The sequence below is a fragment of the Pseudomonas sp. RGM 3321 genome (assembly GCF_022836805.1).
Taxonomy (GTDB): domain Bacteria; phylum Pseudomonadota; class Gammaproteobacteria; order Pseudomonadales; family Pseudomonadaceae; genus Aquipseudomonas.
Window position 1 is genome coordinate 1 of the sequence record NZ_JALHBH010000107.1, and the last position, 18,614, is coordinate 18,614.

General features: G+C 59.1%; 17 protein-coding genes and 1 pseudogene. 16 read left to right on the forward strand and 2 right to left on the reverse strand.

Going from position 1 to position 18,614, the window contains the following annotated elements:
• The first annotated feature begins 294 nt into the window (after nucleotides 1-294).
• Nucleotides 295-1,503, forward strand: coding sequence for an MFS transporter (locus RGM3321_RS12080; RefSeq protein ID WP_002554510.1), 1,209 nt, complete (start codon nucleotides 295-297; stop codon nucleotides 1,501-1,503).
• Nucleotides 1,503-2,783, forward strand: coding sequence for an arsenic transporter (locus RGM3321_RS12085; RefSeq protein ID WP_244393239.1), 1,281 nt, complete (start codon nucleotides 1,503-1,505; stop codon nucleotides 2,781-2,783). Before RGM3321_RS12080 ends, RGM3321_RS12085 begins: the two co-directional genes overlap by 1 nt.
• Here RGM3321_RS12085 and RGM3321_RS12090 read toward each other — a convergent pair.
• Both RGM3321_RS12090 and RGM3321_RS12095 read right to left on the reverse strand, forming a co-directional pair.
• Nucleotides 2,749-3,732, reverse strand: coding sequence for a DUF1853 family protein (locus tag RGM3321_RS12090; RefSeq protein ID WP_244393240.1), 984 nt, complete (start codon nucleotides 3,730-3,732; stop codon nucleotides 2,749-2,751). The genes RGM3321_RS12085 and RGM3321_RS12090 overlap by 35 nt on opposite strands.
• Nucleotides 3,733-3,977: 245 nt before the next feature.
• Nucleotides 3,978-4,346, reverse strand: a pseudogene (locus RGM3321_RS12095) (PAAR domain-containing protein); the annotation flags it as partial.
• Nucleotides 4,347-4,582: 236 nt separating this feature from the next.
• Here RGM3321_RS12095 and RGM3321_RS12100 point away from each other — a divergent pair.
• The 14 genes from RGM3321_RS12100 (at nucleotide 4,583) to RGM3321_RS12165 (ending at nucleotide 18,492) form a co-directional block, all read left to right on the forward strand.
• On the forward strand, nucleotides 4,583-5,473 hold the full coding sequence (locus RGM3321_RS12100) for an NAD(+) kinase (RefSeq protein WP_002554505.1): 891 nt from the start codon (nucleotides 4,583-4,585) through the stop codon (nucleotides 5,471-5,473).
• Nucleotides 5,473-6,444 carry a metallophosphoesterase gene (locus tag RGM3321_RS12105; RefSeq protein WP_054098078.1) on the forward strand — a complete coding sequence of 324 codons (972 nt, stop codon included), beginning with the start codon at nucleotides 5,473-5,475 and terminating at the stop codon, nucleotides 6,442-6,444. Before RGM3321_RS12100 ends, RGM3321_RS12105 begins: the two co-directional genes overlap by 1 nt.
• Nucleotides 6,441-7,313 carry a rhomboid family intramembrane serine protease gene (locus tag RGM3321_RS12110; protein WP_244393241.1) on the forward strand — a complete coding sequence of 291 codons (873 nt, stop codon included), beginning with the start codon at nucleotides 6,441-6,443 and terminating at the stop codon, nucleotides 7,311-7,313. Before RGM3321_RS12105 ends, RGM3321_RS12110 begins: the two co-directional genes overlap by 4 nt.
• A 28-nt stretch (nucleotides 7,314-7,341) precedes the next feature.
• Nucleotides 7,342-7,602, forward strand: a complete 261-nt coding sequence (locus RGM3321_RS12115) for a DUF1315 family protein (RefSeq protein WP_002554502.1) — start codon at nucleotides 7,342-7,344, stop codon at nucleotides 7,600-7,602.
• Nucleotides 7,599-8,432 (forward strand): DUF2797 domain-containing protein, encoded by an 834-nt coding sequence (locus tag RGM3321_RS12120; protein ID WP_024651739.1) that lies wholly within the window; start codon nucleotides 7,599-7,601, stop codon nucleotides 8,430-8,432. The genes RGM3321_RS12115 and RGM3321_RS12120 overlap by 4 nt, the downstream gene beginning before the upstream one ends.
• A 12-nt stretch (nucleotides 8,433-8,444) precedes the next feature.
• On the forward strand, nucleotides 8,445-11,111 hold the full coding sequence (pepN, locus tag RGM3321_RS12125; protein ID WP_244393242.1) for an aminopeptidase N: 2,667 nt from the start codon (nucleotides 8,445-8,447) through the stop codon (nucleotides 11,109-11,111).
• Between the two features lie 404 nt (nucleotides 11,112-11,515).
• A complete protein-coding gene (locus tag RGM3321_RS12130; RefSeq protein ID WP_244393243.1) occupies nucleotides 11,516-12,169 on the forward strand; it encodes a YjfI family protein in 654 nt (217 codons plus the stop codon).
• A 26-nt stretch (nucleotides 12,170-12,195) separates the two neighbouring features.
• Complete coding sequence (locus RGM3321_RS12135) at nucleotides 12,196-12,903, forward strand: PspA/IM30 family protein (protein ID WP_016567586.1); 708 nt, start codon at nucleotides 12,196-12,198, stop codon at nucleotides 12,901-12,903.
• A gap of 30 nt (nucleotides 12,904-12,933) precedes the next feature.
• Entirely contained in the window at nucleotides 12,934-13,488 is a 555-nt protein-coding gene (locus RGM3321_RS12140) for a rhomboid family intramembrane serine protease (RefSeq protein ID WP_244393244.1), read from the forward strand.
• 84 nt (nucleotides 13,489-13,572) lie between these two features.
• Complete coding sequence (locus RGM3321_RS12145; protein ID WP_244393245.1) at nucleotides 13,573-14,238, forward strand: DUF2491 family protein; 666 nt, start codon at nucleotides 13,573-13,575, stop codon at nucleotides 14,236-14,238.
• A gap of 13 nt (nucleotides 14,239-14,251) precedes the next feature.
• Nucleotides 14,252-14,677, forward strand: coding sequence for a DUF350 domain-containing protein (locus RGM3321_RS12150; RefSeq protein WP_244393246.1), 426 nt, complete (start codon nucleotides 14,252-14,254; stop codon nucleotides 14,675-14,677).
• 27 nt (nucleotides 14,678-14,704) lie between these two features.
• Nucleotides 14,705-15,451 (forward strand): DUF1190 domain-containing protein, encoded by a 747-nt coding sequence (locus RGM3321_RS12155; RefSeq protein WP_244393247.1) that lies wholly within the window; start codon nucleotides 14,705-14,707, stop codon nucleotides 15,449-15,451.
• An 11-nt stretch (nucleotides 15,452-15,462) separates the two neighbouring features.
• Nucleotides 15,463-16,620 (forward strand): glutathionylspermidine synthase family protein, encoded by a 1,158-nt coding sequence (locus RGM3321_RS12160; protein ID WP_244393248.1) that lies wholly within the window; start codon nucleotides 15,463-15,465, stop codon nucleotides 16,618-16,620.
• A 516-nt stretch (nucleotides 16,621-17,136) separates the two neighbouring features.
• Nucleotides 17,137-18,492, forward strand: a complete 1,356-nt coding sequence (locus tag RGM3321_RS12165) for a DUF1329 domain-containing protein (RefSeq protein ID WP_244393249.1) — start codon at nucleotides 17,137-17,139, stop codon at nucleotides 18,490-18,492.
• Nucleotides 18,493-18,614 lie beyond the last annotated feature (122 nt).

The following is an 18,614-nucleotide window of genomic DNA, read 5'->3' on the forward strand; positions in this document are numbered from 1 at the left end:
ACGCGGAGCGTGGGAACGAGAGTCCGAGCCGAGCCACAAGCCACCTGATGTCGCAGAACCGCTGTGTGACGCGGAGCGTCAAGAAAGGCATTACCACGCGGAGCGTGGGAACGAGAGTCCGAGCCGAACCTCAATCCACCTGACAAAAGAGCACTTCTCGACCCATCAGCGAAAACGCAACAAAACATGGCACAGTTGCCCTGAAAAATGGCACATTGGCGCGCCTTGGTACGCGTGACACATCTTGTAATCATCCGTCCGGGGAACCTTAAAACCTTTTACGGATGAATACCCATGGCGACCAGCGCTCAGCCCGTGACGGCGAAGGCCTCGACCCCCCCTCAAGCCAGCCCGCTGGTGATGCGCATTATTGGTGCCGTTGCCCTTGCTCACCTTATCAACGACCTGATTCAGGCCATTCTTCCGTCGATCTACCCGATGCTCAAAGCCAGCTACGACTTGAGCTTCACCCAGATCGGCCTGATCACCCTGACGTTTCAGATCACAGCATCGCTGCTGCAGCCCTGGGTCGGTTATTACACTGACCGCCATCCTAACCCGCTGGTACTGCCTGTAGGGTCGATCTGTACGCTGGTTGGTATCGTGATGATGTCGATGGTGGGCAGTTTTCCATTGATTCTGCTGGCTGCCGCGCTGATCGGCATCGGTTCTTCGACATTCCATCCGGAAGCCTCGCGTATCGCGCGACTGGCTTCCGGTGGTCGTTATGGGCTCGCGCAGTCGACCTTTCAGGTGGGCGGCAACACCGGCTCTGCTTTCGGGCCATTGCTGGCGGCGGCGATCATCATCCCGTTCGGCCAGGGCAATGTGGCCTGGATCGGCCTGTTCGCATTGTTCTCGCTGGGTTTGCTGTATGCGATAAGCCGCTGGTATCGCGCGCACCTCAACCTGTTCAAGCTCAAGGCAGGCCAGGCGGCCACTCATGGCCTGTCCAGAAAACGCGTGATTGCCTCACTGGCAGTGCTGGCATTTCTGGTGTTTTCCAAGTTCTTCTACATGACCAGCCTGACCAGCTATTTCACCTTCTACCTGATCGAGAAATTCGACCTTTCAGTCGCCAGCTCGCAGCTGCACTTGTTCCTGTTTCTGGGCGCAGTGGCGGCCGGGACCTTTTTCGGCGGTCCGATCGGCGACCGCATTGGCCGCAAGGCGGTGATCTGGTTTTCGATCCTTGGCGCTGCACCGTTCACTCTGGCCCTACCTTATGCGGACCTGTTCTGGACCAGCGTACTCAGCGTGATCATTGGCTTTGTACTGGCGTCGGCTTTTTCCGCCATCGTCGTCTACGCCCAGGAGCTTGTACCTGGCAACGTGGGCATGATTGCCGGGCTTTTCTTCGGCCTGATGTTCGGCTTCGGCGGCATTGGCGCAGCCTTGCTCGGTTATCTGGCTGACAGCCACGGCATTCTGTTCGTCTACACGCTGTGCTCATACCTGCCGCTGCTTGGCATCCTCGCTATTCTTCTGCCCCGGACCAAATAATGCTGATAGCAACGCTGATCTTCCTGTTCACCATTACGTTGGTCATCTGGCAGCCCAAAGGCCTGAGCGTAGGCTGGAGTGCTGTACTCGGGGCGGTTCTGGCGTTGCTGACAGGGGTTGTGCACCTCAGCGACATCGCTGTGGTGTGGGGCATCATCTGGAATGCCACGGCGACGTTCATTTCGCTGATCATTATCACGCTGTTACTGGATGAGGCGGGGTTCTTTGCCTGGGCCGCGCTGCATGTGGCGCGCTGGGGCAAGGGTAAGGGACGTCGTCTGTTCGCCCTGTTCGTGCTGTTCGGTGCGCTGGTGTCAGCCTTGTTCGCCAACGACGGTGCCGTGCTGATTCTCACGCCTATCGTCATTGCCATGATGCTGGCGTTGCGCTTCTCCGCTGCGTCGACCCTGGCGTTCGTCATGGCGGCCGGCTTCATTGCCGATACGGCCAGCCTGCCGCTGGTGGTATCGAACCTGGTGAACATCGTTTCGGCTGATTACTTCAAGATCGGTTTCAACCGTTATGCGGCCGTCATGGTGCCGGTGAACCTGGCCAGTGTCGCCGCCACTCTGGCCGTGCTGATGTGGTATTTCCGTCGGGATATTCCCAGCGAATTCGAGCCCGAAAATCTGGACAAGCCCGAAACGGCTATCCATGACCGCGCCACGTTTCTGGCCGGTTGGGCCGTGCTGGTGATTTTGCTGGTGGGCTGTTTCGCTCTTGAGCCGCTCGGTATCCCTATCAGTGCGATTTCGTCGGTCTGTGCGTTGCTGCTGCTCGCCATTGCCGCCAAAGGGCATACGATCAAGACGCGCAAGGTGATGAAAGAAGCACCGTGGCACATCGTGGTGTTTTCGCTGGGCATGTACCTGGTGGTTTATGGTCTGCGCAACGCCGGACTCACCGGTTATCTGGCCAGTCTGCTGGACTGGTTTGCCGGCTATGGCATCTGGGGCGCAGCGATGGGCACCGGCGTCATGACGGCGTTTCTGTCTTCGATCATGAACAACATGCCCACCGTGCTCATCGGGCTGCTGTCCATCGATGCAAGCCATGCCAGCGGGGCCATTCAGGAAGCGATGATCTACGCCAACGTGATCGGCAGCGACCTGGGGCCAAAAATCACCCCGATCGGCAGTCTGGCGACGCTGCTCTGGCTGCATGTGCTGGAGCGCAAGGGGATCACCATCAGTTGGGGCTATTACTTAAAGGTCGGCATCGTACTGACCGTGCCGGTGTTGCTGATTACACTGGCTGCGCTGGCACTGCGATTAAGTTGAGCGGGTGGCTGGTGTCGGCCAGATTCGGCCACATGTCCGACACCAGAAACAGGCGCTCGGCTTCTTCCCAGTTGCCCTCGGTATTCTCTTTCAGGCGCACCAGCAGTTGCGCCGGGGCCAGCGGGTCGAGTTCGGCCAGCCAGTCGCGTAGCTGCTGATCGCTCCACGCTTCTTCGTACAGCGCTGGTGCCAGCCAGGCATGACGCGGCAGGGGCTGCCAGCGTCCGGGGCTGCTCTGCGCCACAAACGGCTTCCAGTCGCGTTGATGCAACCAGCGGCCCTTGAGATGCTGCGGGTGAACACCTGCGGGCGATTCGCATGAGCCTGGCCACGGATACAGCAGATAACCGCCCAGCCACAACTGCGCGCTGAAGGCTTCGACACCCAGCGCTGCCAGGGCCGCGCGGCTTTCCGGACGCGCAGACATCGGCAACTGATGCTGGCTCAGGTGGGCAAGCTTGCGGTCCAGCCGATCCTGGCAGCCAGGCCCCAGCCAGCAGGCCGGATCGCGGCCGTCTCCGTCCTGCGGCCCGAGGTAGAGCTTGATTGCCAGTTCGATGTGATGCACGCCTTCGCGATCACGCAGCAGCATGTCCAGTTCGCCCAGCGTCTGGCTGCCGAGCCGGATCGGCAGGTTGGCGGCAATAATCTCCACCCCCGGCGCGTGCTGCACCGCGAACTGCCAGAGCCGTTCGTAATAGCGGCCCAGCCGTCGTGTGGTTGCCAGCGCCAGCCAGTCTTCCAGAGGGCGGCTGTCACGGTCGAGTTGCCAGAGAAAGTCCGCCAGTCGCTGCGGGTCCTGTACCCATTCACTGCCCGCCAGCGGATGACGCTGTGGCCACGGCGCGACTTCCAGCATGGGCGGCGCGAGGATCACCCAGGCAAGGTCGCGCACTTCGGAGTGCCGTAGTTGGCGGGGGAGGTCGATCAGGCTGGGGAATAGAGTCATGTGCCGAGGATAGCGTGAGTTGAGGTGCAGCAGGTTGCCGATGTGCAGGTGAGCTGATTGTGAAGGCGAAAAGATGCGGTGCTATCCAACGGGCCTGGCCAGTCCGAGAAAATCAGGGTCTTCACCGGAGCAGGGCGAAAATCTCTTGACGTCGGTTGCCCCCCTTGACGTTCAGGTCGATGCGGCCATTGGCATCTATGAAGATGTAAGACGTCTTTCATGATTTCATCGGCCTATATGCCGGAGTCGTTCACAAGCTGATTCAGCTTCGGTTCGTCCAGCGTGCCGTCCTTGCGAAGGATGCCTAGCCTGGAGAAATCGATGGCTGGGCCAGCGGCATCGCCGAAGTCGGAGCCTCCACCCACATCGGGGCTGCCGGAAATGATCGTTCCGCCGTGGCTGGTCGGGCTGCCCAGGTGGGCCATTGGGCGACCGTTGATGAGGATCGAGGGAAAGCCGGTGACGATCACCGCGCCGCAGCCGCACATATCGCCTACTCTGGCGGCGGACATGCCGTTGATCAGGGTGTCGGAGGAGGCTGTGACAATCGGGGTGCAACCGTGGCCCGGCAACGGGCAGAGGTGCATGTCGCCCTGGCGGCCTGAGGGAATCATGTGTCGTCCTTAGGTTTATTGAAAACGGACGAAGCTAATGAATACCTTGTGTGGGGTATGTAAGGAAAATCCGGTTTTTTTGCGGGAATTTGCTCATTCGTTCAGAGCCAATCTGCTGATTGAAGCGCTTCGTGATTAGGCCTTTCGCTTGATCTTTACGTGCCGGTTTGCTGCTACCGGGCCGTTTCGCCCATAATCGCTGTTTTAAGTCGTCTCGAAACCGCAGCAGGAGCCTCATGGAGCAATTTCGCAATATCGGCATCATCGGTCGCCTGGGCAGTGTTCAGGTGCTCGATACCGTTCGCCGACTCAAGAGATTCCTGCTGGACCGCCACCTGCACGTCATTCTTGAAGAGACGATTGCCGAAGTCCTGCCCGGTCATGGCCTGCAAACCTCGTCGCGCAAGATGCTCGGTGAAGTCTGTGACATGGTCATCGTGGTCGGTGGCGATGGCAGCCTGTTAGGGGCAGCACGGGCACTGGCCAGGCACAACGTTCCGGTGCTGGGTATCAACCGCGGCAGTCTGGGTTTTCTGACCGACATTCGTCCCGACGAGCTTGAGGTCAAATGCGCTGAAGTGCTCGACGGGCACTATCTGGTTGAAAACCGCTTCCTGCTTCAGGCCGAAGTGCGCCGCCACGGTGAGGCCATCGGTCAGGGCGATGCGCTCAACGACGTTGTGCTGCACCCCGGCAAGTCCACGCGCATGATTGAGTTTGAGATCTATATAGACGGTCAGTTTGTGTGCAGCCAGAAGGCCGATGGCCTGATCGTCGCCACGCCGACCGGATCGACAGCCTATGCGCTGTCGGCGGGCGGGCCGATCATGCATCCCAAGCTCGACGCCATTGTCATCGTGCCGATGTACCCGCACACCTTGTCCGGGCGGCCCATCGTTGTCGACGGCAACAGCGAGCTGAAAATCGTGGTGTCCAAGGACATGACCATTTATCCGCAAGTGTCCTGCGATGGCCAGAATCACTTTACCTGCGCACCGGGTGACACCATCACGGTCAGCAAGAAACCGCAGAAGCTGCGTCTGATTCACCCGCTGGATCACAATTATTACGAAGTCTGCCGCACCAAGCTCGGCTGGGGCAGCAAGCTCGGCGGCGGGGGCGATTAATGCTCGATCCGGCGCGTGGCTATGATCTGATCGGTGACGTGCACGGGTGCGCCCATACCCTGGAGCACTTGCTGGAGCTTCTCGGCTACCGTCTGCAGGCTGGCGTCTGGCGCCACCCTGAGCGCATTGCAATTTTCCTTGGCGACATCATCGACCGTGGCCCGCGCATTCGCGAGTCGCTGCATATCGTCCGCGATATGGTTCAGGCCGGTCATGCCCTGTGCATCATGGGCAACCATGAGTTCAACGCGTTGGGCTGGATGACGCCAGCCTTGCCGGAAAGCGGTCATGAGTTCGTTCGTGAGCACACCCCGCGCCATGCCCGGCTGATCGGCGAAACCCTGGCGCAGTTCGAGCGTTACCCGGATGAATGGAGCGAGTTCGTCAACTGGTTCTACGAGCTGCCGCTGTACATGGACGCCGGTCGTTTCAGGGTGGTGCATGCCTGCTGGGATGCGACTCTGATCGATCCGTTGCGTGGCCTGCATGGCACCGGTTGTATCGACAAACATTTTGTCCAGGCCTCGGCAGTGCCCGGCAGTTTCGCGAGCAATGTGTTCAACCGTCTGCTACGCGGCACCGACATGCGTTTGCCGCACGGTCTTACCTTGACCGGCGGTGACGGGCTGACCCGCGAGTTCTTTCGTACCAAGTTCTGGGAAGATGACCCGCAGACCTATGGCGACGTGGTATTTCAGCCCGACGCGCTGCCTGAAGGCGTAGCCAAGACCCCGCTGTCCACATCGGAAAAAAACGCACTGCTGCGTTACGGTATCAATGAGCCGCTGCTGTTTGTCGGTCATTACTGGCGCAGCGGTGTCCCCGCGCCTATCCGGCCGAATCTGGCCTGTCTGGATTACAGCGCCGTGCTCTACGGCAAGCTGGTCGCCTATCGGCTGGATCAGGAAACACAGATCGACCCGGACAAGTTCGTCTGGGTCGACGTGCAGCGTCCCGAGGTTTCAGAATGAGTGCTGTTGCAGTCCTGCGTTTGCCGCTGACCACCGACCTGAGCGGTTTTGTCAGGCTGTTGCTGCGCTTGCGGATTCCTCACAGGGTCAGCGAAGAGGCTGGCAAGCAGGTGCTTTGGGTGCCGGATGCGCCGCAACTGGCCGATGAAGTGCGCGAGTTGTACACGCGCTTTCCTGAAGGGGACGAGGATTTTCAACTGGCGCAAGACGCCCCAAGCGTAACGTACAAGCCGCCGGGCCTGATCGAGCAGTTACGCAACAGCCCGGTGACGGCGCTGGTGTTGCTGGTCACCCTGCTGGTGGCGGGCATGACGCTGCTGGGCGACAACCTTGAAGCCATCCGCTGGCTGACCTTTCAGGATTTCCGGATCAGTGGCGAGTACGCGACGTTTCTGCCGTTGTCCGACAGTCTGGCCGCCGGGCAATGGTGGCGGATCGTCTCACCGATGCTGATCCACTTCGGCATCCTGCACCTGGCCATGAACGGCATGTGGTTCTGGGAACTGGGCCGACGTATCGAAATTCGTCAGGGCAGCCTGTCTTTATTGCTGCTCACGCTGCTGTTTTCAGCCGTTTCAAATTACGTGCAATACCTGTTCAGCGGCCCGAGCCTGTTTGGCGGGCTGTCCGGCGTGCTGTACGGCTTGCTCGGCCACTGCTGGATCTTTCAGTTACTGGCGCCCAACCCGGTCTACCGTCTGCCACGCGGGGTATTGATCATGATGCTCATCTGGCTGGCGCTATGCCTGTCCGGCCTGGTGAGCATGCTCGGCTTCGGCGAAATCGCCAACGGTGCGCATGTCGGCGGGCTGATCATCGGTTGTGTCACCGGGCTGGTTGGCGGTGCGATTGCGCGCCGCAAGGCCTAGAATTACCCGCTATTTTCTGGAGTGCGCCATGTCGTCTTTTATAGAAATGATCGAAAACATCACCCCGGATATCTACGAGAGCCTGAAGCTGGCTGTGGAAATCGGCAAATGGTCCGATGGCCGCAAGCTTACTCAGGAACAGCGTGAGCTGTCGTTGCAGGCGCTGATCGCCTGGGAAGTGCAGAACCTGCCGGAAGACCAGCGCACGGGCTACATGGGGCCGCAGGAATGCGCCTCCAAATCAGCGCCGGTGCCTAATATCCTGTTCAAATCGGATGCTATTCATTGATCGAAATTGGTCGCGGAGCAGTCAACAAAATGTCGGCGCGTCAGGATGACACGTCGTGTGTGCAATACGCTTTTCGCTTGGGCGACACCGAGATCGCGGTCAACCCGCTGATCGGCAAGACGCTGCGTCTGGAGTTTCTCGGCGCCATTCATTGCAGTCATTGCGGGCGCAAGACCAAGTCCAGCTACAGCCAGGGTTACTGCTACCCGTGCATGCTCAAGCTGGCGCAGTGTGACCTGTGCATCATGAGCCCGGAAAAATGCCATCACGATCAGGGCACCTGTCGCGATCCGGCATGGGGCGAGCAGTTCTGTATGACCGATCACATCGTTTACCTGGCCAACTCGTCAGGCGTGAAGGTCGGCATTACCCGCTCCACGCAGTTGCCGACCCGCTGGCTGGACCAGGGCGCGAGCCAGGCGTTGCCGATTCTGCGCGTAGCCACCCGTCAGCAGTCCGGCTTTGTCGAAGACTTGCTGCGCAGTCAGGTGGCCGACCGTACCAACTGGCGTGCGCTGCTTAAAGGTGATGCCCAGCCGGTCGATCTCAAGGCCATTCGCCGGGAGCTGTTCGACAGTTGCGGCGCAGGGCTGTTGGGATTGCAAGAACGATTCGGCCTGCAGGCCATCCAATTGCTACATGACGCCGAGCCTGTCGAGTTTCGTTACCCGGTCGAGGCGTATCCGACCAAGATTGTCAGCTTCAACCTGGACAAGAACCCGATTGCCGAGGGCACGCTGCTGGGGATCAAGGGCCAATACCTGATTTTCGATACCGGCGTGATCAATATTCGCAAGTACACGGCCTATCAGCTGGCCGTGCATCAGTAGAAGGATTCCAGCATGCGCACCGAGCAACCGAAAATGATTTACCTGAAGGACTATCAGGCTCCCAAGTACCTCATCGATGAGACGAACCTGACCTTCGAACTGTTCGACGACCACTCGCTGGTCCACGCCCAACTGGTCATGCGCCGCAACCCCGAGCGCGGTGCAGGCCTGCCACCGCTGGTGCTGGATGGGCAGCATCTGGAACTGCTTTCGGTCAAGCTGGGCGATGTGGAGCTTGGCGCTGCCGATTATCAGCTGACAGACGACCACCTGACGCTGCACCCACAGGCTGACAGCTTTACGGTCGACAGCACCGTGCGCATTCATCCTGAAACCAACACCGCACTGGAAGGCCTGTACAAGTCCAGCGGCATGTTCTGCACCCAGTGCGAGGCCGAAGGCTTCCGCAAGATCACCTATTACCTCGATCGCCCCGACGTGATGAGCAAGTTCACCACCACCGTCAGCGCCGACAAGCAGGGTTTCCCGATCCTGCTGTCCAACGGCAACCCGGTGGCCAGCGGCGAAGAAGAGGATGGCCGGCACTGGGCGACGTGGGAAGATCCGTTCATGAAACCGGCCTATCTATTTGCGCTGGTGGCCGGCGATCTGTGGTGTATCGAAGACACGTTCACCACCATGAATGAGCGGAACGTGACCCTGCGTATCTACGTCGAGCCGGAAAACATCGACAAGTGCCAGCACGCCATGACCAGCCTGAAGAAGTCCATGCGCTGGGACGAAGAGACCTACGGTCGCGAGTACGACCTGGACATCTTCATGATTGTCGCGGTCAATGACTTCAACATGGGGGCGATGGAAAACAAGGGCCTCAACATCTTCAACTCCAGTGCCGTGCTGGCGCGTGCCGAGACGGCGACCGATGCCGCACACCAGCGTGTCGAAGCGATCGTCGCCCACGAATACTTCCACAACTGGTCGGGCAACCGCGTGACCTGCCGTGACTGGTTCCAGCTGTCGCTCAAGGAAGGCTTCACGGTGTACCGCGACGCCGGTTTCTCGGCCGACATGAACTCGGCCACGGTCAAGCGTATCCAGGACGTTGCCTATCTGCGTACTCACCAGTTCGCCGAAGATGCAGGGCCGATGGCTCACGCTGTGCGCCCGGACAGCTTTATCGAAATCTCCAACTTCTACACCCTGACCGTGTACGAAAAGGGCTCGGAAGTGGTCGGCATGCTTCACACCCTGCTGGGAGCTGAAGGCTTCCGCAAGGGCAGCGATCTGTATTTCGAGCGCCATGACGGCCAGGCCGTGACCTGCGATGACTTCATCAAGGCCATGGAAGACGCCAATGGCGTCGATCTGACCCAGTTCAAACGCTGGTACAGCCAGGCGGGTACGCCGCGTCTGGCGGTCAGCGAATCGTACGACGCTGCGGCCAAGACCTACAGCCTGGCCTTCCGCCAGAGCTGCCCGACCACACCAGGCCAGCCTGGCGATCAGAAGCAACCGTTCGTGATCCCGGTCGAACTAGGACTGCTGGACAGCAAGGGTGGCGAGATTGCCCTGCGTCTGGCGAATGAGACGGCGGCGACCGGCACTACGCGAGTGTTGTCGGTTACCGAAGCCGAACAGACCTTCACCTTCGTCGATATCGCCGAAAAGCCGCTGCCTTCGTTGCTGCGCGGCTTCTCTGCACCGGTCAAGCTGAGCTTCCCGTATGACCGCGATCAACTGATGTTCCTGATGCAGCACGACAGCGACGGTTTCAATCGCTGGGATGCCGGTCAGCAGTTGTCGGTTCAGGTATTGCAGGAACTGATCGGCCAGCATCAGCAAGGCCAGGCGCTGGTCATGGATCAGCGTCTGATCACTGCGCTGGGCACCGTGCTGGCGGATGAGCGTCTGGATCAGGCGATGGTCGCAGAAATGCTTTCGTTGCCGGGCGAGGCTTATCTGACCGAAATCAGCGAAGTGGCCGATGTCGATGCGATTCACGCCGCTCGCGAATTTGCCCGTCAGCAGCTCGCAGAGGGGCTGTTCGATGGGCTGCTGGCGCGCTATCAGGCCAACCGCGAAGTGTCGAAGGTCACGCCTTATGTGGCCGAAGCCGCGCACTTCGCCCGTCGTGCCCTGCAGAACATCGCGCTGTCGTACCTGATGCTCAGCGGCAAGCCGGAGGTACTGGCAGCCACTATCGACCAGTTCGACACCAGCGACAACATGACCGAGCGCCTGACTGCGCTGGCCGTGCTGGTCAATTCGCCGTTCACTGCCGAGCGCGACAAGGCGCTCGACGTGTTTGCCGAGAACTTCAAGAGCAATGCGCTGGTCATGGATCAGTGGTTCAGCGTTCAGGCGGCGAGCACGTTGCCGGGCGGCCTGCAGCGTGTTCAGGAACTCATGAAGCACCCAGCCTTCAGCATCAAGAATCCGAACAAGGTGCGTGCCTTGATTGGTGCCTTTGCCGGGCAGAACCTGGTCAACTTCCATGCGGCAGATGGCTCCGGCTATCGCTTCCTGGCAGACCTGGTGATCGAGCTGAACGCGCTGAACCCGCAGATCGCTTCTCGTCAGTTGGCACCACTGACCCGCTGGCGCAAATACGACAGCGCCCGTCAGGCGCTGATGAAGGCCGAGCTGGAGCGCATCCTCGCCTCCGGCAAACTGTCGGCGGATGTGTATGAAGTGGTGAGCAAAAGCCTGGCTGAATGAGGGTTGCCCAGTGCCTGACAGGCACTTGTGAGAAAGGCGCTGTCCGCTGATGCGGACAGCGCTTTTTTTTGGAGTGTGCGTCGCCGTGCGGTGTTTTGACTATCGTGCCAATGCTCCGCGTTGGCATGCATCGGGTGACGCTCCGCGTCACAAATCTGCAGCCTGGCGCGGTATCAGACGCAAAGGAGTCTCAGGCTTCGGTGCTGCCTGTATCTAGGGCCTGATTGAGTGATACACCATGGCTGCAATGTGACGCAGAGGGTCACGAAATGCATTACCACGCGGAGCGTGGTAACGAGAATTGTCGGTGCTCATAAAAATCTCACATGTGATGCATATCTATCTTCAGAAACATCTGCTACGTTGCTCACCTGATCCACGGCCAGCAGCAAGGGGAAGCGCCAATGCCTCGTAAAATCCAGGGCGATAACGCAGCGGTCCCGGCCAAGGTTTCCAAGAGTTCCACCGATTACATGCGTGAAATGCGCCTGCGGCTCAAGGAGGCGGGGCTGGTAAAGCGCGAATTCTGGATCCGGCCCGAAAATGTCGATGCCCTGCGGGGTATCGAAAAAGCCTTAAGACAGCCCTTTCTGGGCGACAGAATAAAACTGGAGGACTTCATGACCGAGAATACCCACTGGACCATCAGCTCTCTGCAGAAGGCACTCAGCGAACTGGAACTGGTGACGAACGGCAAGATCGAGCTCGACGTGACCGAGGGCGATGCCTCGGGGATCAGGCTGACCATGGCCGACTACGGCGACCTGCCGATCTACATCGCCGTAGAAGGCGAGCAGATTCTCGCCGACGCGACCTTGATCGAAGTGAACAAGATCAAGAACGTGCAAGCGTTCAACGACGTTGTCCTGCGCAGTCGCGACCTGTTTCCACTGTCCTCGATCGGCATCGAAAAGCTCGGTGACGGTCAGGAAGTCTACTGCCTGTTTGGCGCTTTAAGCGCAGCATCGTCGCTCACCGTAATCGTGCAGGAAATCCTTACCCTCGCGGACAACGTGATCCGTGCGGCCGACGCTTTTGAAGATCATTTCATCTACTGAACAGCGCTGTCAGGCGGAGAATATTCATGACTACGAGTATCTGGAAAAAACTGGTGACCGCCGTTCGTGGTGGCGCTTCCGAAGTGGGCGAGTCGATTGCCGATGCCAATGCCATCCGCATTCTGGATCAGGAAATTCGCGACGCCGAGAACGCGCTGGTCAAGGCCCGCGACGGGCTGATCACCATCAAGGCCAAGCACAAACTTTCGGCACAGCGTCTTGAAGAGCACGCCACCAGCATTGCCAACTGGGAAGGCCGCGCCATGCAGGCCCTGAACAAGGGTGAAGAAGCCCTGGCGGTCGAATGTGCAAACAAGATCGCCGAGATCGAAGCCCTGCGTGATCAGGAGCAGGAACTGGCCGATCAGTTCAGCAAGCAGGTCAACCTGCTGCAGGATCAGGTGATCAAGGCCGAATCGCGAATCAAGAGCCTCAAGCAGCAGGTCGAGATGGCCAAGGCCCGTGAAACCGTGCAAAAGGCCCGCGTTGCAACGGCTACTGCAACCGGTGGTGCCAGCGGCGCCGTGGAAACCGCAGTCGGCTCGCTGGCACGTCTCAAGCAGCGCCAGGATGAACAGGACGCCAAGCTCGAAGCGGCTGAAGAGCTGGCCAGCCAGTCCAGCGGCAGCGATCTGGAGCGTCGTCTGCAGGATGCCGGGATCGGTGCCAAAAGCGGCGGTGCGCAGGATGTACTGGCGCGCCTGAAAGCCAAAAGTCAGACGCCGGCTCAGTAAGCGCTGCAACAAGGCAGGCGAGGGTGGTGCATGGCGTTTTCCCAACGACTCAAGGTCATCCTTGTCCTGTCGGCCGTGTTGATTGTGGTACAGGCAATCAACTCGATGACCAGCAACAGTCTGCTGCAGTTCGGTATCATGCCGCGCAGCCTCACCGGGTTGCGCGGCATTGTGTTTGCCCCCTTTTTGCACGGGTCGATTCAGCACTTGCTCAGCAATCTGTTGCCGTTCATTGTGCTGAGCTGGCTGGTGGCGACCGAGGGTGTCAGGCGTTATGCATGGGTCGCCGGGCTGGTCTGCCTGCTGGGCGGTTTGCTGGTCTGGAGCTTCGGTCGCAGCAATATTCATGTCGGCGCAAGCGGTCTGATTTTTGGTTTGTGGGCTTATCTGCTGGCGCGGGCGTGGTATCAGCGAAGTATCGCCAGCGTGCTGATCGCGCTGCTGGTGCTGGCCGCTCATTGCGGGCTGGTGTTCGGCTTCGTTCCGGTGGCCGGTGTTTCGTTCGAATCACATATCGCGGGTGCACTTGCAGGCGCTTGTGTGGCCTGGCTGATGCATTCCAGGGCATTGCTGGCGCAGAAATGAGTCAGTCTTGCGCTCGCAGGCAGTGCGCCTGTTGCGCTTGAAGAGCGTTATATATCGTCACCCGTCACTGCAAGGAAACGGATTATGAGTTGGTTCAAACGGGCCATGGGCCTGGAAGCTCCCAAGGCATCAGGCCGGGACGGCACACAACCGGTCAGCACGGTCAGTCCGCTGGGGCTGGCCTCCGGACGGATGCTGTGCCTGGACAGTTCGCTGAAACTGTTGCTCGACGGTCACTCGGAAGTGGTCGTTCCGGGCGATGAAAAGGTCTGGTCCGTGGGGCATATCGATCTTGGCCAGTCCATGGCGCTGCATCGTTTCTACCTCGATAACGAGGACTATTTTCTGCAAGTGGTCAGCACTGGCCCCAATCCGGAAGACGTGCAGGACATCATTCTGTTCGGTTACTACAGCGCCGCGCCGATCACCAGCAAGGATGAGTTGCTGCGCCTGACCGGTCCGTCGTCGAAGATCGGCCTGCCCACCTACGAACACGATGGCGAGGTATTCGAACGGCAATGGGGCACGTCGCCCGGCCAGACCGAGCTGACGCCACTCGATGAAGACATTGTCAGTCCTGACGCGACTTATCGCGTCAAGCACCTGAGCATGCTGTACGCCCGCGAAACGGGGCTGATCAACCGCCGTGAGTTTCTGCTGTTTTCCGTAGAGGAAGACGAGGAGGGCAGCATCACGCTCACCACGGCGGTCGGCGTAACGCTGCAATCCACTGATATCAACGTTCTTTGACAAGGAAATCTTCATGATCGACGCGCTGCGTATGTCGCTCAATGCCCCTGCCGTGATCGGCTTCGTCATGTACATTCTGGTGGCGGCCATTCTGTTCGCCCTGTTCCAGTTCATCTACAGCAGGATCACGCCGCACAAGGAGTTTGCGCTGATTCGCGAGAACAACAGTGCTGCCGCGTTGGCGTTGGGTGGTTCGCTGATCGGTTTCGCACTGCCAGCCAGCAATATCATCAGTTACAGCATCAGCATTCTGGACGTGATCGTCTGGGTGGTGATTGCAGCCGTTGTGCAACTGCTGGCGTTCGGCGTTACCAGCCTGGTGCTCAAGGGCCTGTCGACACGTATTGCCAAGGGCGAATTGGCTGCCGCCATTTACTCGGCCAGCGTCGCAATCAGCGTCGGTCTTCTCAACGCAGCCTGCATGACCCCTTCGGTCTGACGGCAGCCTTGAACAAGGAGACTCACGATGAGACGCAGTTCAGTAAAGCTGGTACTTGCCAGCACGCTTCCGCTGGCCCTTGCCGGGTGTGGCCCGTCGGAAGACAAGGATACTTTCAACGCGCAGGCCAACTTCAGTTCGGTGCAGGAATGCGTTGATGCCAAGGTACCGGTAAATGTCTGTTCGGATGCCTACATGCAGGCGCTGTCCGACCATCGCCGTATAGCGCCGACCTATGATGACAAGGCGTCTTGCGACGCGGACTTTGTACCGGATTATTGCCAGGTCACGTCGGATGGCAAGTACATGCCGAAACTCGGCGGCTTTGAGCTGGGTTTTTCCGGGCGTGTGCCCAAAGAGGCGCTGGACCGGGCCAATCAGGAAGTCGCCCAGTCCGCTCCCGCAGGCATGAGCGGCACCACCGGGCTGATGGCCGGTCTGCTGATCGGTAATCTGCTCAGCAATGGCTTCGGCAACAATCGCTATTACTCGCAACCTATCTACCAGACGCGCGATGACCGCGGCGGTTACTACAGCTCGTCCTTGCCAAGTCAGATTGATCGCGGCAAGACCTTCGGCCGTTCGACCCAGGCGCAATCCAGTTCCGATCGCAGCTATGGCAAGAGCACGCTGGGGCGCAACCTGGGCAGTTCGGGCTCCGGCTCGTCCTCTGTGTCGTCGACCATCTCGCGCGGCGGATTCGGCAGCCAGGCCTCGGCACGCAGTGGCTGGGGCGGCAAGAGCAGCAGTGGCAGCAGCAGTTTCGGAGGCTGACGGTTCGCGGCATGAAAAAGATCAGCATCGAGGAACGTCCGGACTGGCGCACCACCGCCGAGCGTGAAGGGTTCAACTTTCACACCATCGATGGCGAGCGTTACTGGGACGAGCGCGGGTATTACCTGTTCAGCGAACAGCAGATTACCCGCGATCTTGAAGCGCCCACCCAGGAGCTTCACCAGATGTGCATGGATGCCGTGGCGCGAGTGGTGGACAGCGAAGCGCTGCTCCATCAACTGGCGATCCCGGAAGCGTTCTTCGACCTGATCCAGAGCTCATGGAAGGAGGGACATCCGCATCTGTACGGACGCTTCGACTTTGCCTACGACGGCACCGGCCCGGCAAAGATGTACGAAATCAATGCCGATACGCCGACCAGTCTGATGGAAGCCGGGGCGGTGCAACTGCTCTGGCTGGAAGAGCAGATGGCGCGCGGCGTGCTGCCTGCGCATGCCACCCAGTTCAACTCGATTGCCGAGGATCTGGTTCGGGCCTTTGCCGAGTTTCCCGGTACGACTCCGTTCTACTTCTCGGCGATGTCCGGTTCCATCGAAGACCGGGGCACCACCGATTTTCTGCGGCGTATGGCGGCACACGTCGGCATCGATGCGAGGCATATCGATATCGAAGACATCGGGCTCGGCGCTGACGGGCGTTTTGTCGATCTGGACGGGCGCTGGATCGAGCGCCTGTTCAAACTGCACGCGTGGGAGCATATCTTTCACGAGGAATTCGGTCAGCACGTGTCAGCCAGCGGCACTCAGTTCGTCGAACCGGCGTGGAAGGCGATTCTCAGCAACAAGGGTATTCTGCCGTTGTTGTGGCAGTTCAACGAAGGCCATCCGAACCTGCTGCCCGCGCATGTCGACCAGGACGCGAACAAAGCGGTTCCCAAAGGCTGGGTACGCAAACCGTACTTTTCCCGTGAAGGTGCCAACATCGAAATGCGCACGCCTGGCGATCAGGTGATTTCAGTTGATGGGCCTTACACTGATGCGCCTTATATTTTGCAGGCGTACTCGCCGCTGCCGCGATTTGGTGACAGCTACACGCTGATCGGCTCCTGGGTCATCGGCGACCTTGCCTCCGGAATCGGCATTCGTGAAGACGACAGTCTGATCACCAAAGACACCAGCCGCTTCCTGCCACACGTCGTCATCGGCTGAGCCTTGCCTGTCGCCACCCTGTGTTACTGGCTTCGAGCACGTAACACTCTTGTTGTTACCACACGTTCATATACCCGCCATCAAGCAGCGATAATAAGTGGTTTTATTAGTGTGCTGTCTGACAATCAAACAGACGATGTCGTTGTTTTTAATTCTGGTCATAACGCGGGGGTACGACGTTTCAGATCTGTACCCTATATAAGTTGTGATCTGTTCTTTATCGCCTGTTGGCATTCACGTTGCATTACTGTGGGCTATTCCGGGTGCCTGCTTCATTGGTGTTTAACAGCGCGTTGTCGATTCTTCTTGTTCTGTGAAGTTTCCTACAGACATATACCCGATAGATAACCTGTTCGCGGTAAGAATACGTGGGCAATTCGGTTTGCCTGTTAAACAAACGGTTATTGGCCGAGCGTCAATAACCGTGTCGCCCTCACAACATGCCGTTTACACGGAACTATTCCCGGCCCGGACGCCAGACACGCGTCCCGACGTGGCCATGCAAGGAGAGCCCACATGCTCATGAAACCACTGCTGGGCGGCGCGCTGACGCTGCTGTTCGTGATCAACACCTGCCAGGCAGTCGATACCACATTGCTCGGGCGTCGTTTGACCCCGCTGGGAGGCGAGATGGCAGGTAATGCCACGGGGACTATTCCACCCTGGACAGGCGGAATCACCCGGCCCCCGCCCGGGTACAAAGGCTCGGGCACTCGGCATGTCGATCCGTATGCCGCTGACAAACCCTTGTTCACCATTACTCACGCCAATATGCAGCACTACCGCACGCGCCTGACGCCTGGGCAGGTGGCGATGTTCGACACCTACCCCGACAGCTACCGGATGCCGGTATACCCCACCCGGCGTTCCGGATCTGCGCCGCAATGGGTCTACGACAATACCCGCCGCAATGCGCAAAAAGCCCGATTGATCGGCGGCGGCAACGGTTTTGTCGATGCCTATGGCGGCATTCCATTTCCCCTGCCGGAAAAGGGCATTCAGGCCGTGTGGAACCACATTGCACGGTATCGCGGCCATTATGCGGTGCGACGTACTTCGGAAGTTGCGATACAGCGCGACGGCAGTTTCAAACTGAACACTTCGCGTCAGGAAGTGCTGTTTCGTTTCTATGATCCTGCGGGCAGCTTTGCCAGTCTGGATAACGTGCTGTTCTATTACCTGTCGTTTATCCAGTGCCCGACGCGCATGGCCGGTTCTGCCGTGCTGGTCCACGAAACACTGGACCAGATCCAGGAGCCGCGGCAGGCGTGGACCTACAGTGCGCGGCAGCGTCGGGTACGCCGCGCGCCGAGTCTGGCTTACGACATGCCGATCCCGGCCTCTGAAGGCTTGCGCACGGCTGACGACACCGACATGTTCAATGGCTCGCCGGATCGTTACGACTGGAGGTTACTGGGTAAACGCGAGGTCTATATTCCCTACAACAACTACCGGATTTCCAGTCCTGACATTACCTATCGACAATTATTGCAGGTAGGGCATCTCAACCCGGCCTATACGCGCCATGAGCTGCATCGTGTATGGGTGGTGGAGGGCACGCTGAAACCGACCGCGCGTCATGTCTATTCAAGACGCACGCTGTACCTGGACGAGGACAGTTGGCAGGCCGCAATTGTCGATCAGTACGATGCCCGGGGGCAGTTATGGCGCGTCTCCATGGCGTACCTGAAAAACTATTACGAACTGCCGACGACCTGGTCCGCACTGGACGTTTTCCATGACTTGCAGGCGCGGCGTTATCACGTACAGAACCTCGACAATCAGGAGCCTGGCACTAGTGACTTCTCTCAGCCGGTGCCCAGCGTGAATGCCTTCAAACCAGCGGCCTTGCGGCGCAGGAGCATTCGCTGACCGGCGTCTGGCAATCTGCCCGATCAACCGTCGTGATGTTTCATCAATCACATTCAGCGCGCTTAACAAAAGATAACGACATGTCGATTGTCAGGCATTTGCAAAGCTGCCTAGGATGGCTG